Raw genomic sequence first — 14,447 nt, 5'->3', positions numbered from 1 at the left:
CTCTCACCTTCTCTTTATAAAAGAATTGTTATAGGTTCTTCTAAATAATGTTTAATTGTGCGTAAAAATGCAGCTGCTGGTGCACCGTCTAATACACGATGATCGAATGTTAAACTTAAAGGTAACATACTTCCTTTTCTTAATTTTTTCCCTTTAAATACAGGAACATGTTCAATTGCACCTACACCTAAAATACCAGTTTCAGGTGTATTTAATACCGGTGTGAAATATTCAATACCAAAGCTACCTAAATTACTAATTGTAAATGTCGTTCCGTGCATATCATCACTACTTAAGCTACCTGCTCGTGCCTTTTGTGCCACATTCTTAATCTCTTTAGACAACTCTACTAAAGATAAATTATTTGCAAAGCGAATAGCTGGAACGACTAACCCTTTTTCTAATGCGACTGCCATGCCTAAATGCACATGTTCAAATTGATGAATTGCATCATCTATATAAGCGCTGTTCATTTCTTTATGCTCCCCAAGTGCTAATACAACAGCATGCGAGACGAAATCCGTAATAGTTAATTTATTATCATATCTTTTTTGTACAACTTCCGCTATTTCTTTATGTAAAGCAACTAAATCTGTTACATCTACTTTCATCGTTAACGTTAATTGTGCGCTATTTTGTAAGCTTGCGTGCATACGATTTGCGATTGCTTTACGCATACCAGTAACAGGAATCGCTTTACTTTCTTCTCGTTCAGATATTTCCGGAACGTTTACTCTTACCTCAAGTACTTTTAATACATCTGCCTTTGTAATCCTTCCGCCAGGACCTGTACCAACTAATGCTTTGATATCCAGATTTTCAGACTTTGCAATTTTCTTGGCTACAGGTGAAATTTTAATTCTTTGCTTCGATACTTCTTTCCCATTTGCTTCTTGATTTTGTACATTTTGTACTTCTATATTAGATGTTTTTTCTTCTACAACATGTGTGCTTTCCTGCATTTCTACCTTTTCATTCGGTTTACCGATGTAGCAAATTACAGTACCAGGCGGCACTCCTTCATCTTCACTTACAGCTATATCAAGTACCGTACCATCAGCTGGCGCTTCAATTTCCGTTTCAATTTTTTCTGAATTAATACTAGCAATTAGTTCTCCTTTTGCTACATTATCGCCTGCTTTAATATTCCAGCTCGTAATAATACCTTCTTTCATCGCCATACCTAACTTCGGCATTACAACTTCTACAGCCATGTCTCTCTCTCCCTTCTCATCGTTTTATTACACATGTAATAAAGATTGGTCTCCGATCATTTCTGATACAGTTTCAATTACTTTTTCTGGCGTTGGCAAATACAACTTTTCAAGTGGTGGTGAGAACGGAACGGGTGTATGTGGTGCTGTAATTCGTTTAATAGGTGCATCTAACAAATCAAAACCTTTATCCGCTACAATTGCCGCAATATCTGTTGCAATACTACATCTAGGATTCGCTTCGTCAATGACGATAAGACGATTTGTTTTTTCAACAGATGATAAAATAGTATCTTCATCAAGCGGTGATAAAGATCGTGGATCAATTACTTCTACTTCAAGCCCCTTTTTCGATAATTGCTTTGCAGCTGCAAGCGCTGTATGAACTTGCTTTCCGATTGCGACAATTGTTACATCAGAACCTTCCCGTTTAATATCTGCTTTTCCTAATGGAATTGTATAGTATCCTTCTGGCACTTCACCTTTCATATTGTAAAGTGTTTTATCCTCAAAGAAGATTACTGGATCATCATCTTCAATTGCCGCTAATAATAAGCCTTTTGCATCATACGGTGTGGAAGGAACAACAACTTTAATACCTGGTATGCTCGTAAATAATGCGTACAAACTTTGTGAATGTTGAGCTGCTGCACTAAAACCAGCGCCATGCATCGTACGTACTGTAACGGGTACTTTTGCTTTACCTCCAAACATATAACGGAATTTCGCACCTTGGTTTAATACTTGGTCAAGACAACTACCGATAAAATCATTAAACATTAACTCAGCTATCGGACGTAACCCAGTTGCAGCAGCGGCCATCGCAGCTCCCATATAACCCGCTTCAGAAATTGGTGTATCCAATATACGATTTCGGCCAAACTCTTGTACAAGTCCTTTCGTAACACCAAGCACACCGCCCCAAGCTTCATCATCTTGCAGGTGATCAACTTGTGCACCGCCTGCAACGTCTTCACCTATTAAAATTACATTTTCATCACGACGCATTGAGATTTTCATTGCTTCATTAATTGCAGTTGACATACTTACTGTTCTAGTCATAATTTTTCACCCTCCTCTTATTTGTAAGAAACGTATACATCTTTTAATAATTCTTCATCGTCTGGGTATGGACTATTTTCACTAAATTCAATGGATCTTTGTACTGCATCATCTACTGCTTTTTCCATATCAACAAGTTCAGATTCCGTTAATAAACCTTCATGAATTAAATGCTTACGGAAATTCACAATTGCATCTCTTTCGTTTAAATGTTCTTCTTTTTCTTCTGATGTTTTATATGTTTGTGCTTCACCTTCGAAATGACCATAATTACGATATGTCATACATTCAATAATTGTTGGACCATCACCATTACGTGCACGTTCCACTGCTTCTGCAGCAGCTTTATATACAGCTAGAAGATCTTTTCCATCTACTTGAACACCTGGAATATTATAAGCTTTTGCACGATCAGCAATAGAATCACAACTTGAAGCATATTCAAATGTAGTTGCTTCACCGTAACCGTTATTTTCTGCGATAAAAATAACTGGTAACTTCCAAATCGCCGCTAAATTAACCCCTTCATGAAATGTCCCTTCATTATTTGCTCCGTCACCGAAGAAGCAAACACTTACATCTTTTGTTCCTTTATATTTAGCTGTTAATGCTGAACCGCAAGCAAGTGGGAAACCGCCGCCTACAATGCCATTCGCACCTAGCATTCCTTTATCTAAATCGGCAATATGCATGGAACCGCCTTTTCCTTTACATAATCCTGTCGCTTTCCCGAAAAGTTCAGCCATCATACCATTTAAATCACAACCTTTTGCGATACAATGTCCATGACCTCTATGTGTACTTGTAATACTGTCACTATCCGTTAAGTGGGCACATACACCAACTGCTACCGCTTCTTCACCTGCGTATAAATGAACGAAACCTGGCAAAACGCCTTGCGCGAACAATTCATGCACCTTATCTTCAAACTTACGAATCTCTAACATTTTTTCGTACATCCAACGAGCTTGTTCTTTCGTAATTTCATTCCCTTTACTTTCAGTTGTTTTTAACATGTCCAACCCTCCTATTTTCTTGTTCGTCTTTTATATTGCAAGTATTGTGCCAATTTCGAATCCTTGTTTTAATAGGTTTTCTCTATCTTTAAACAATAAAAAAGTGGACAAAATGAGACGTTTGTCTCGTTTTGTCCACTTTTGTTCCCTTAATAAGAGAATTGTTACTTTATTCATTATCAAAGCTCTTCTGTAATTTTCGGATGTAAATAATTTGACCAATATGATATGCATTATGAGTTGTTACATTCGCTAGCACTTCCCACCACTTTGCAGAAACAGGAAATCCCACTACATCACTTTCAACCTTTTCTTCATTTATGAGATTTTGCCATTGTAACAGTTTTTCTAGTAGTTTTTCCCGTAATTCATCGAAAGTTTGATTATCTGAGAGCATAAAACTTTTGTTATTATCTCCTATAGCGGGTACTGCATTCACATTTGATTCTTTATACCTAGTTTGCCACGTAGAGTTCCAATACAGTAAATGTTGTACGATTTCAGCTATACTATTACTCTCTTCATTCGGTTTCCAGAAAGCTTCCCTCTCAGATAAATCCTTAACTGCATCTGAAAATGGCATATACCAACTGGGATCATTTGCATTCGCTAATAGCTGATCTGCTAATACAGCTTTTACATGGACCATTTTTCTTCCCTCATTTCATTATCATATTAATATACACTACTCTATATACGCTGATTCCCTATAATCTCCTTTTTTACATACAAATTCATTTCATACTGAATGTAAGAATAATAGATTTTCTTATCATAACTCGTTATGATAAAAGAAAAAGAAAGCTGGCGAAAAATGAATAAAAAAATCGCAATAATTACTGGAGCCTCAAGTGGATTTGGACTATTAACTACACTCGAACTCGCAAAAAAAGATTATTTAGTTATCGCTACAATGCGAAACCTTGAAAAACAAGGAACCTTACTATCCCAAGTTACTCAACTTAACTTACAGCACAATATAAAAGTTCAACAATTAGATGTAACAGATCAAAATTCTATACATAATTTCCAATTGTTTTTAAAAGAAATTAATAGAATAGATCTCCTTATAAATAATGCAGGATATGCAAATGGGGGCTTTGTAGAAGAAATCCCAGTAGACGAATATCGAAAGCAATTTGAAACGAACCTTTTTGGAGCTATATCAATCACTCAGCTTGTTTTACCATATATGAGAGAACAAAGAAGCGGAAAAATCATTAATATAAGCAGCATTAGCGGCCAAGTTGGATTTCCTGGTTTATCTCCTTATGTATCTTCAAAATATGCATTAGAAGGCTGGAGTGAATCGCTTCGCTTAGAATTAAAACCTTTCGGAATAGATGTCGCTTTAATTGAACCTGGTTCTTACAACACAAATATTTGGGAGGTTGGTAAACAACTAGCTGAAAACCAATCTGATACAACATCTCCTTACAAAGAATATATGGATAAAATACAAAAACATATTAATAGCGGTAGTGATACATTTGGTAATCCGATAGATGTTGCTAATAAAATCGTTGAAATTGCTGAAAAAAAGCGTACTACTTTACGATATCCTATTGGAAAAGGTGTAAAATTTATGATCTTTACGAAGAAGATTCTTCCTTGGAGATTGTGGGAATACCTTGTTTTGAGAAGCTTTAAGAAGATGTAATAAACTTTTTGAAAACTATTTTGAAAGAGGTGCTAATTAAATGTTAGGTTTACCGTATGGGGAAGTGTTTTTAGTGCCGTGGACTGAAGAATGGGAAATTGAGTTTATGAAAGAGAAACAAATCATTGAGGAACAAATTGGCGAACATATTTTAGCGATACACCATATTGGTAGTACTTCTATTCCATATTTAAGTGCAAAGCCAATTATTGATATAGCAATTGAATTAGAAAATTATACGGACGGTATACATTGTATTAAAAAGTTAGAACTACTAAACTATAAATATAGAAAAGAAGTATTACCCGAAAGATACTACTTTAATAAAGGTGAACCAAGAACTCATCAAATTCATATGTATGAACAAGGGAATACATATTTAATAGAACAATTGCAATTTCGTGATTACTTAATAGACAATAAAACTGCACGCATGCAGTATGAACAGTTAAAGATTCAACTTTCACAAGCTAATCCTACTGATAAACATAAGTATGCAGAGGATAAAACTAATTTCATTACATCTATATTAACTAAAATAAATGCTTAAATAAACAAGAAACCATTTAGTAGTAAATGGTTTCTTGCTTATTAGTTATTTCATTATTTGTACTATCAAATTTTTATTATACAGCAGGTGGAAAGAAGTAAAATAGTATCGAAGTCATAAAAATAAACGTGAATACCCCAATTACCGAAAATATATATTCTTTCGATTCTTTATCATACTTCCATTCCATCAATGCTCTTAAGATTAACGTCCCACCTAAATAAGAAAAAATGACATAAGCGATATTAACACTTTCAAATTTAAAGATAAATATAAAGCTAGTTATTAAATAAATAAAAAGTAGTCCTATTTCCAATTTTTTATGTAAACTATTTACATGTTTCTTATATCCCCAAAAACCACCCTTGGGCATATTCAATTTTTTTCTTAAAAACTTATCGAGAAAGTAGACAGCTATACAAAAAACAATAATTATAATCCAAAAAGTAGAAGCTCCCATTTTCACCCCTCCTATTATTTCATTTAATTACTTGAAATAAATTGGACTATATTACGGTTATCCCCTTCTAAATAACTTATGATGCCTTCAGGATATGTCGGCTTCTCCTGTAATTCCTCTAGACTTTTCCAAATTAATATAATATCCTCATGCTCTTTATGCCTTATTTCATTTGTAATGATTTTTTCAACAGTCCCCCAATGTATCAATGTACAATGATGACCATTTTCGTTGCCCCACTCAAAAATATGTTCATTTACAATTGCTAACTCTTGAACATCAACTTTCAAATCGTATTCTTCTATTAACTCTTGAATTATTGCTTCTTTTGACGTTTCACCAAATTCAATAGAGCCACCTGGAAAACGATAAAATGATTCATTCTCATCACATTGTACTAGTACTTTTGAATGTTCGTCGTTTACAATCATTACTTCAGCACGTAATTTAGGTATTTTCATTTTGTCACTCCGTTCATTCCACATATGATTAAATCCAATAACTATAAAAGAAGAGATTAAACATAATTCCTGTTATTATTAATAATGGAACTGTCCCTAAAGAAATGACATATTCCCTCGATTCTTTATTAAATTTCCACTCCATAAATGATTGAAAGCAGTATAAAGTTATTAAAAATAAAATGGGTAAATTACTAATATAAACGGGATTTAAAGTAGCACATATCATCGTAACAATTATATAAGAAATAATAAGAGCCCTAGTGCCCCATTTATGAAAGTTGTTTACATATTTACTATTCCAGGCAGTTTGTTTCGGTATATTTAATTTTTTTCTCACTACTTTTTCCAAAATAACTACAAATATGATCCATAATACTAATAAAATTACTTTAACTAAAAACAGTGATGTCTCCTCCTTTACCTTTTATCCGGCTGATCACTCGGATACGTAGCATTCTCTTTGTTTTCAACGTCCCAACTAATAATTGTTGCACTATCCCGTCCGAATTGATGATGAACGTGCTCTAATACATGATGAACACTTTCTTCAAGCTCTATTATATTTCTATTCATATCATTATACAGATTTAATGGTGTTTCATAGTGTCGTTCCCCGCACTCTAATATTCCATCTGTAACCATTACAATTCGGTTCTTTCCAGTACGTAATTCACGAATACCTGATGAATAACAAGGAACAGGTAAATCAAATGTGTTTACATTTCCAATCCATTCGTAAAAATGACGTTGATTTAATGCATATTGTCCTAACTTATGTAACTCTTCGTGAAATACATAAACTAAACAATCACCAATAGAAAGCCACCATATATAATTTTCTTTTCTTACACATAGTAAGCAAGCTGTTTCACCTTGTATTCTTTTGCACTTTTCCTTAAATGAAGATGACTGAAAAATTGTAAGTATATGATTTTCAACAGACTGAAATACTGTATCAATTGGTTCATTCAAAATTACGCTTATATTTTCATATTCTTTTTCGATTGTATTTACTACTAAATCAACACTTTCTGCACTATTATGTCCATCTAATATAGCTGCAAATTCCCATTCACCATTTGACCAAACTAATGCACCATCTTCATTCTTTTTCGCTCCAGCACTTATATTCCCGCCATATTTACCAAGTACAATATCACCATATTGCTTAACTGAAATTTCTCCTAAACACATTTCTATATTTCCAACCCATGAATATTGTGTATTATTTGTTGTATGCATACTCATTTACCATATACTTACGTATTCTTTCGCATAGTTTTTTTATTTTCTCTTCATCACCATATGGTGCACCAGTCCATTTCGCTACTTCGGTTGGTGACCAAAATTCTTTTGGTGTATTGGGATAACGTGGAATAATGTGCATATGCATATGTGGTACACCATTTCCTGAAACAAAAGTGTAAATATGCTCTGCACCTTCGCTTTCTTTTAGCGCTTTACTTACTCTACTTGTTATAAGTCCGAACGCTTTCGCTTCTTCATCTGTTAGTTCAGCAAGTCCAGGTACATGTCTTTTTATATCTATCATTACATAACCTAGGTATGTTTCTTCACTATCCCAGTAGACATGTCCAACGTAAACGAGTTCATCTTCGTAAATAGCTCCACCTGGAACTATAATATTTCCTTTATGTTTTTCGCAAATGAAACAGTTTTGTTCTATTTGATTGTTTGTTGACATATCCATCACCTTCCTTTTCATATATAATAGCACAAAAAAAGGAAAAACAGGTTTCGTATTCCGAATTTTCATTCTTTTGATACAACAATTTTTGAAATGAATTTACATCTCATTATTTCTTCAAAAACGCAATCCCAATTATAATCCCAATCACAATTCCGATTATTAAATTATTTGTAAAGTGCCCTTGAAATACACCGATTACAACCCCTATACCGACACCTATTGCCAAAGCATCATTTCTTTTTTTATTTTTAGCCAAAATTGCATCTCCTCCCATCATTTCTCCCTAAACAACATGCATTCACTTAAATGTATTAATATACGCACTATCTCGCTTGAATCTTTTCAAAAAATGCACTTTAACTTCATATATAATATTTTCCATTTTCTGTACATACTCCTTTTATAATGAAAAAATTTCAAGTAACCATTAAATATATATAGGCATTTACTATAAGAAAGATCCGTAATTTATTGAAGGAGGAACGATTCAAATGCATCCTCATTGGAATCCAAATATAAATCAACAGTATGTTTATTCCCCCATCCTTTAAGGAATACATTGCATCATGATTCACAATATATGATGCAGCGCATCGCAAGTCTTGAAAGTCAGTTAGCTAAATTAATCTCATTAATTGAAGAAAATAATCAATTAATTAAATCCATGGAACAACAGCAAAACCAAGTTTGTGCACCAGCTGGAGGTTCTGTTATCGTTCGTATGTAAACTGGATGCAATAAAAAACACACTTTGTAGTATAAAAGTGTGTTTTTTGGTCATTATTTTCTTTTCGTATGGAACCCTTGTGTAATTCGGTCTAATATAATTGCGATTACTACGATAGCTAATCCAGCTTCAAATCCCATTCCGATATTAACTTGTGTTACCGAGCGATATACATCAACTCCAAGTCCAGGAGCTCCTACAAGTGACGCTGTTACAACCATCGATAACGAAAGCATAATACTTTGGTTCACACCAGCCATAATCGTTCCGGTTGCAAGTGGTAATTGTACTTTAAATAGTTTTTGTGATGCAGTGGATCCAAATGCATTCGCTGCTTCAATTAAATCTTCTGGAACTTGTCTAATTCCTAAGTCAGTAAAACGAATTGTCGGTGGCATTGCAAAGATTACTGATGCAATAATTCCAGGTACTACACCTACTCCGAAAAATGTGATCGCTGGAATAAGGTATACAAATGCAGGCATTGTTTGCATAAAATCTAATGTTGGTTTTAAAAATTTTGAGAAACGTTCATTTTGAGATGCTAATATACCAATTGGAATTCCGACAATAATTGAAATAATAACTGACGTAAGTACGAGTGCCAATGTTTGCATCGTTTGTGCCCAGTAGTTAATATTCAAAATAAATAATAATCCAATAAGCGTAAAAATGACTAAAGATAGTTTTCTCGTTGTGTACCAAATGAGGAAACATAAGATAATAATCATCAATATGGCAGGAATTATTATTAAAAAATTAGTGAGTAAATCAACGAATCCACCAATAATATAAGAGAATCCTCGGAATAAGCCTTCAAAGTGCTCATATAAACTTGCAACAAATGAGTCTACCCATTCCCCTAATGGAATACGCGGTATACTATTCATCGTCTTTCACCTCTTCCTCAATGTTTCCTGCAAGAGCTTGAATGACACTTTCACGTTTAATAATTCCTCTTAGCCTTTTCTTCTCATCGATTACTGGTAACGGATATTTCATCTCCGCCATTTTTGCATACGTCTCTTCCAGTAAAGTATCTAAATACACATGCGGAATATCATTAAGTAATAAATCAGCAATCGGCCACTGTTTTTGTACTGCCTTACTCGCATCATCCGCAGTTAATATACCTAAAAACTCATACTTTTTGTTTACAACATATACAGTTGAAACACCAGCATTCCTCATAATTTGAAGGGCTACACGAGGCCCACGATCAATTAATAAAGTTTCTGGTCGTTTTAAAATAGACTCCGCCGTAATTACTTTTCCTAAATTCACGTCCGCAACAAACTTTTCTACAAATTCATTAGCGGGGCTCATCATAATTTCTTCTGGCGTTCCAATTTGAACGATTTCTCCATCTTTCATTAATGCGATACGATCTCCAATTCGAAGCGCTTCATCTAAATCATGCGTAATAAATATAATCGTTTTCTCCATTTTATCTTGCAACTCTAACAATTCATCTTGCATTTCTTTTCGAATAAGTGGATCTAATGCACTGAATGACTCGTCCATTAGTAATACATCTGGATTATTCGTTAGCGCCCTTGCGATTCCAACGCGCTGCTGCATACCACCACTAAGTTGACTTGGATAATTATCTTTATGATGATCGAGTCCTACTAACTGTAGCGATTCTAACGCTTTTTTCTCTCGCTCTTCAACCGGAACTCCTTGTATTTCTAACCCATATGCAACATTTTGTATAACCGTACGATGCGGAAATAGAGCGAACTTCTGAAATACCATACTCATTTTCGTTCTTCTTACTCTCCGTAACTCTTCTTTTCCCATCGTTGCGATGTCTTCACCATCTATGTATATATGACCTGCGGTTGGTTTAATCAATTGATTTAACATACGAACTAGCGTAGATTTCCCGCTACCAGACAAACCCATAATAACGAAAATTTCTCCAGAGTATACTTCAAACGTTGCTTTTTTCACACCAACGTTCATTCCTGTCTCCTTTAAAATTTCCGATTTACTTTTTCCTTCTTTCAATAAGGAAAGGGCTTTTTGCGGATGTTTCCCGAATACTTTTGTTACGTTTTCAACACGCACCTTTGTATTATCCATGTCACTACTCCTTTTCTACCCATCTATTCACATAGTGTTGCGATTTTACAAAGAAATATTACATAAAAATGACATTCATAAGATTTCTTTAAAATTCTCGTTTCCGTTCATAATAAGAATGCTTACTTATACATTTATTTTATAAGGCAAACGTTACTTAGGAGGTTTTCGATGCGAAAGAAAATTTGGTTTATATGCCTTGCATTATTTATTACTATGATTTTCACTTCATGTAATGCAACAAATGCAAATTCGAAAGGAAAAATTAAACTTGGTGTAACAAGTTGGAAAGAAAATATTGCAACTGCAAACATGTGGAAAGTTTTATTAGAAGAAAAAGGCTACAAAGTTGAGCTTATGTATTTAGAAAAAGCCGCAATTTGGACTGGTGTTGCTCGTGGCGATGTTGATGCGAATTTAGAAGTATGGCTACCAGTTACAGATAAACCGCTAAACGATCGTTATAAAGATGATATTGTCTTAAAATCAAAATGGTACGAAGGTACTGGACTAGGTTTAGTCGTCCCTTCTTATATGAAAAACATAAACAGTATCGAAGATTTAAATGCTCATAAAGATGAACTAGATAATAAAATTGTCGGTATCGAACCCGGTAGTAGTCTTATGAATTTAACGAATAAAGCAATGAAAGAATATGATATAAAACTAAAACTTGTCCAATCCTCTGAAGCTGCGATGATGAGTGAACTAAAGAAAGCATATACAAAAAAGAAACCAATCGCTGTTACGCTTTGGAATCCGCATTGGGGTTTTTCAGAATTTGACTTGAAATATTTAAAAGACCCTAAGAAAGTATATGGTGAAAAAGATGACATTTATTACTCCGTTCGTAAAGGTTTCGAAAAAGATCACCCAGATGTTATAAAATACTTTGATAAATGGAAAATGAACGATGAACAGCTCGGTACGTTAATGGTCATGTTAAATAAAACAAAAGATCCTGAAGAAGCTGCGCGAAAATGGATTAAAAAAAATCAAGCATTAGTTGATGAATGGGTAAAGGATTAATAAAAAGGCTAGAGAATTAATATGTCCTCTAGCCTTTTTCATCTTATTTTTTCGTAACAACATCGTCTACAATCCCATATTCCTTCGCTTCTTCTGCAGTCATAAAATAATCTCTTTCTGTATCATGTGCTACTCTTTCAATCGGTTGGCCTGTTTTTTCTGCAATCATTTTATTAATATCATGCTTTAACTTTAATATTCTTTTCGCAGTTATTTCAATTTCTGTTGCTTGCCCTTGTGCACCACCAAGCGGCTGATGAATCATAATTTCACTGTTAGGGAGCGCAAACCGTTTTCCTTTTGCTCCAGATAATAATAGCAATGCACCAAATGATGCCGCAAAGCCCATGCACAGCGTTTGCACATCTGGTTTAATTAAATTCATCGTATCTAATATTGCAAAACCTGCTGTCGTTGAACCGCCGGGGCTATTGATGTATAAGAATATATCTTTCTCTGCATCTTCTGCTTCTAAAAATAATAATTGAGCTACGACACTACTCGCTACTTGATCATTAATTTCTGAACCGATAATAATAATGCGGTCTTTTAATAACCTTGAATATATATCATAGGAACGTTCTCCTAATTTTGTTTGTTCTACTACATATGGAATTGCATTCATTTTAAATCCCTCCAATACTTGTTATGCTGCGCAAAGCATACAACTGTAGGAAGAAGGTTGTTTCACATTAAATAATAAGACTGGCTGTTTAGATGGTAACTTAGTAAAATCTATTGACGGAAGCAGTTTCGTTAATAATTCCGGTCTCTCTTCTCGAATAGACGTTACTACAACTTCCATATCATCTGTGAATTCGACTATCTCGACCCCTTCTTCACTTACAGTTTTCAGCCTATTTCTACTCCGAAATAAAGAAGCTTTCACTGCACCTTCTGATACAGAACACACTTTAGCAATATCAGCGATACTATATTGAAAAACATCTTTTAATAATAAAATTGCGGATTGCTGTACATTTAATGAAGACAATACTTTCCCTACCATTTCATGCAAATCTGCAATGTTCTCATGTGGTTCTTCAAAAGTGATTTGTTCTCTTATTTTTTCATGAACAGACTTAGACTTCATCTGATCTAACCAACGATTTCTTGCTATTTTATAGACGAGTGTCATACAAATATCTTTATTTCTATATTTTTGAAGCACTTTACACACTGTTTCTTGGGCGAGATCTTCCCCATCCCATTTGTTTTTCGTTAAAAAAGTACAATATCTTTTTAACTCTCCATATTGTTCAATTAAAAAGTTTATATTTGAATGATTCATATCGATACGGTTCTTTAAAACATGAGTTACTTTTGTGCACAAAATAACCACTCCTTTTCAGCGCTTACTTAATAAACGATTCAACATAAAAAAAAGTTACGGGGATATAAAAAAATAATGTTTATGTTCAATAATTCGCGGTCATAAATATGTTATGTACAATTTTACGTGAGGAGGAACAAATTTGCCAAAATTAACAATTGAAGGTGCGGGAACATTTGATGTAAAAGAAGGAACGAAGTTAGTATTAGCAATTGAAGATAGCGGTGTCAACATTCTTCATCGTTGTGGCGGGAATGCACGTTGCACAACTTGTAGAGTAGAAATACTAGCAGGTGATTTCTGTGAAGCGAGTGCGAATGAGAAACATGCAATGACGGAAAAAGGGATTGAAGACCATTTACGATTATCTTGTCAAATGCGTGTACATAAAGATATAGTCGTTCGTCCGGTACTTACAGTTGAAAATTCAGGTCTTGATGCCGGACCGCGTCCGGCGGAGTAAAGCGATGAATTTAAAACAGCTCGCTGGCGAATATGCCGCTAACTTTGTAAATGATGGCATGAAGATTGGGCTTGGTACAGGTTCTACTGTATATTGGACAATACAAAAATTAGGTGAGCGTGTAAAAGAAGGATTATCATTTCAAGCTGTACCGACATCAAAAGAAACTGAAGCATTAGCACATCAACTAAATATCCCCCTAATTTCGTTAAACGACGTACAAAGTCTTGATCTTACAATTGATGGAGCGGATGAAATTGATTCAAATTTACAACTTATAAAAGGCGGTGGCGGTGCATTACTTCGCGAAAAAATCGTTGCCTCTTCCTCTAAAGAACTAATTATCATTGCTGATGAATCGAAACTTGTAACACATTTAGGTACTTTTCCATTACCTATTGAAATCATCCCTTTTTCATGGAAACAAACCGAAAATAAAATTCAGTCTTTAGGATGTCAAACAACATTACGTTTGAAAAATAATGAAACCTATATAACCGATAACAATAACATGATTATCGATTGTATATTCCCTAATCATATTTCTAATCCTGCCCATTTACACACTCAATTAAAAATGATTACTGGTGTAGTTGAAACAGGGTTGTTTATAAGTATGACGAGTAAAGTAATTATCGGCGCTAAAAATGGGATAAAGGAATTGTAATAA

The 14,447-nt window shown here is 34.2% G+C and carries 20 protein-coding genes and 1 pseudogene; 6 read left to right on the top strand and 15 right to left on the bottom strand.

Annotated elements, in window-relative coordinates:
- Positions 1 to 14: 14 nt before the first annotated feature.
- Genes CQ064_RS22495 through CQ064_RS22480 form a run of 5 tightly spaced genes read right to left on the bottom strand, consistent with a single transcriptional unit; the run spans position 15 to position 3,941 of the window.
- Positions 15 to 1,214, bottom strand: coding sequence for a dihydrolipoamide acetyltransferase family protein (locus CQ064_RS22495; RefSeq protein WP_000257775.1), 1,200 nt, complete (start codon positions 1,212 to 1,214; stop codon positions 15 to 17).
- A 27-nt stretch (positions 1,215 to 1,241) separates the two neighbouring features.
- A complete protein-coding gene (gene acoB / locus CQ064_RS22490) occupies positions 1,242 to 2,276 on the bottom strand; it encodes an acetoin:2,6-dichlorophenolindophenol oxidoreductase subunit beta (protein WP_000198898.1) in 1,035 nt (344 codons plus the stop codon).
- A gap of 17 nt (positions 2,277 to 2,293) precedes the next feature.
- Positions 2,294 to 3,292: an acetoin:2,6-dichlorophenolindophenol oxidoreductase subunit alpha gene (gene acoA, locus CQ064_RS22485; RefSeq protein WP_000921277.1), complete on the bottom strand. Its 999-nt coding sequence runs from the start codon at positions 3,290 to 3,292 to the stop codon at positions 2,294 to 2,296.
- A 30-nt stretch (positions 3,293 to 3,322) separates the two neighbouring features.
- Positions 3,323 to 3,469, bottom strand: coding sequence for a hypothetical protein (locus CQ064_RS33715; RefSeq protein WP_001045412.1), 147 nt, complete (start codon positions 3,467 to 3,469; stop codon positions 3,323 to 3,325).
- A complete protein-coding gene (locus tag CQ064_RS22480; RefSeq protein WP_000233778.1) occupies positions 3,462 to 3,941 on the bottom strand; it encodes a DinB family protein in 480 nt (159 codons plus the stop codon). The genes CQ064_RS33715 and CQ064_RS22480 overlap by 8 nt, the downstream gene beginning before the upstream one ends.
- A gap of 165 nt (positions 3,942 to 4,106) precedes the next feature.
- Here CQ064_RS22480 and CQ064_RS22475 point away from each other — a divergent pair, with 165 nt between their 5' ends.
- Both CQ064_RS22475 and CQ064_RS22470 read left to right on the top strand, forming a co-directional pair.
- Positions 4,107 to 4,952: an oxidoreductase gene (locus tag CQ064_RS22475; protein WP_001034792.1), complete on the top strand. Its 846-nt coding sequence runs from the start codon at positions 4,107 to 4,109 to the stop codon at positions 4,950 to 4,952.
- A gap of 40 nt (positions 4,953 to 4,992) precedes the next feature.
- Positions 4,993 to 5,502, top strand: a complete 510-nt coding sequence (locus tag CQ064_RS22470; protein WP_000901177.1) for a GrpB family protein — start codon at positions 4,993 to 4,995, stop codon at positions 5,500 to 5,502.
- A gap of 76 nt (positions 5,503 to 5,578) precedes the next feature.
- On the opposite strand, the gene CQ064_RS22465 is transcribed toward CQ064_RS22470, so the two are convergent.
- From CQ064_RS22465 to CQ064_RS22440, 6 genes are all read right to left on the bottom strand, one after another.
- Positions 5,579 to 5,962 carry a DUF4181 domain-containing protein gene (locus tag CQ064_RS22465; protein ID WP_000501284.1) on the bottom strand — a complete coding sequence of 128 codons (384 nt, stop codon included), beginning with the start codon at positions 5,960 to 5,962 and terminating at the stop codon, positions 5,579 to 5,581.
- Between the two features lie 23 nt (positions 5,963 to 5,985).
- On the bottom strand, positions 5,986 to 6,447 hold the full coding sequence (locus CQ064_RS22460; RefSeq protein ID WP_003270727.1) for an NUDIX domain-containing protein: 462 nt from the start codon (positions 6,445 to 6,447) through the stop codon (positions 5,986 to 5,988).
- Positions 6,448 to 6,451: 4 nt separating this feature from the next.
- Positions 6,452 to 6,775 carry a DUF4181 domain-containing protein gene (locus CQ064_RS22455; RefSeq protein ID WP_003274417.1) on the bottom strand — a complete coding sequence of 108 codons (324 nt, stop codon included), beginning with the start codon at positions 6,773 to 6,775 and terminating at the stop codon, positions 6,452 to 6,454.
- A gap of 68 nt (positions 6,776 to 6,843) precedes the next feature.
- Positions 6,844 to 7,674, bottom strand: coding sequence for a PP2C family serine/threonine-protein phosphatase (locus CQ064_RS22450; RefSeq protein WP_015055144.1), 831 nt, complete (start codon positions 7,672 to 7,674; stop codon positions 6,844 to 6,846).
- Positions 7,652 to 8,152, bottom strand: a complete 501-nt coding sequence (locus CQ064_RS22445; RefSeq protein WP_003291689.1) for an HIT family protein — start codon at positions 8,150 to 8,152, stop codon at positions 7,652 to 7,654. The genes CQ064_RS22450 and CQ064_RS22445 overlap by 23 nt, the downstream gene beginning before the upstream one ends.
- A gap of 91 nt (positions 8,153 to 8,243) precedes the next feature.
- A complete protein-coding gene (locus CQ064_RS22440) occupies positions 8,244 to 8,411 on the bottom strand; it encodes a glycine zipper domain-containing protein (RefSeq protein ID WP_000508400.1) in 168 nt (55 codons plus the stop codon).
- 217 nt (positions 8,412 to 8,628) lie between these two features.
- Between CQ064_RS22440 and CQ064_RS33180 the strand changes: the two are divergent.
- Positions 8,629 to 8,864, top strand: a pseudogene (locus tag CQ064_RS33180) (hypothetical protein).
- 53 nt (positions 8,865 to 8,917) lie between these two features.
- Here the strand turns inward: CQ064_RS33180 and CQ064_RS22430 are convergent.
- Together CQ064_RS22430 and CQ064_RS22425 are read right to left on the bottom strand one after the other, a co-directional pair.
- Entirely contained in the window at positions 8,918 to 9,754 is an 837-nt protein-coding gene (locus CQ064_RS22430; RefSeq protein ID WP_001084752.1) for an ABC transporter permease, read from the bottom strand.
- Positions 9,747 to 10,952: a quaternary amine ABC transporter ATP-binding protein gene (locus CQ064_RS22425; RefSeq protein WP_000370603.1), complete on the bottom strand. Its 1,206-nt coding sequence runs from the start codon at positions 10,950 to 10,952 to the stop codon at positions 9,747 to 9,749. The genes CQ064_RS22430 and CQ064_RS22425 overlap by 8 nt, the downstream gene beginning before the upstream one ends.
- A gap of 171 nt (positions 10,953 to 11,123) precedes the next feature.
- Between CQ064_RS22425 and CQ064_RS22420 the strand changes: the two genes are divergently transcribed.
- On the top strand, positions 11,124 to 11,981 hold the full coding sequence (locus CQ064_RS22420) for a glycine betaine ABC transporter substrate-binding protein (RefSeq protein ID WP_001227615.1): 858 nt from the start codon (positions 11,124 to 11,126) through the stop codon (positions 11,979 to 11,981).
- 43 nt (positions 11,982 to 12,024) lie between these two features.
- Here CQ064_RS22420 and clpP read toward each other — a convergent pair whose 3' ends face one another.
- Together clpP and CQ064_RS22410 are read right to left on the bottom strand one after the other, a co-directional pair.
- Positions 12,025 to 12,606 carry an ATP-dependent Clp endopeptidase proteolytic subunit ClpP gene (gene clpP / locus CQ064_RS22415; protein WP_000991612.1) on the bottom strand — a complete coding sequence of 194 codons (582 nt, stop codon included), beginning with the start codon at positions 12,604 to 12,606 and terminating at the stop codon, positions 12,025 to 12,027.
- A gap of 21 nt (positions 12,607 to 12,627) precedes the next feature.
- Positions 12,628 to 13,314: an RNA polymerase subunit sigma-70 gene (locus tag CQ064_RS22410; protein ID WP_000337521.1), complete on the bottom strand. Its 687-nt coding sequence runs from the start codon at positions 13,312 to 13,314 to the stop codon at positions 12,628 to 12,630.
- A gap of 142 nt (positions 13,315 to 13,456) precedes the next feature.
- Between CQ064_RS22410 and CQ064_RS22405 the strand changes: the two genes are divergently transcribed.
- On the top strand, positions 13,457 to 13,777 hold the full coding sequence (locus CQ064_RS22405; RefSeq protein WP_001125388.1) for a 2Fe-2S iron-sulfur cluster-binding protein: 321 nt from the start codon (positions 13,457 to 13,459) through the stop codon (positions 13,775 to 13,777).
- A gap of 4 nt (positions 13,778 to 13,781) precedes the next feature.
- A complete protein-coding gene (rpiA, locus tag CQ064_RS22400) occupies positions 13,782 to 14,444 on the top strand; it encodes a ribose 5-phosphate isomerase A (RefSeq protein ID WP_001049982.1) in 663 nt (220 codons plus the stop codon).
- Positions 14,445 to 14,447 lie beyond the last annotated feature (3 nt).

This window comes from Bacillus sp. MYb78, assembly GCF_002975115.1.
GTDB lineage: Bacteria > Bacillota > Bacilli > Bacillales > Bacillaceae_G > Bacillus_A > Bacillus_A cereus.
The sequence above is the reverse complement of the archived record's forward strand: the minus strand, read 5'-3'. Positions and strand labels throughout refer to the sequence as shown.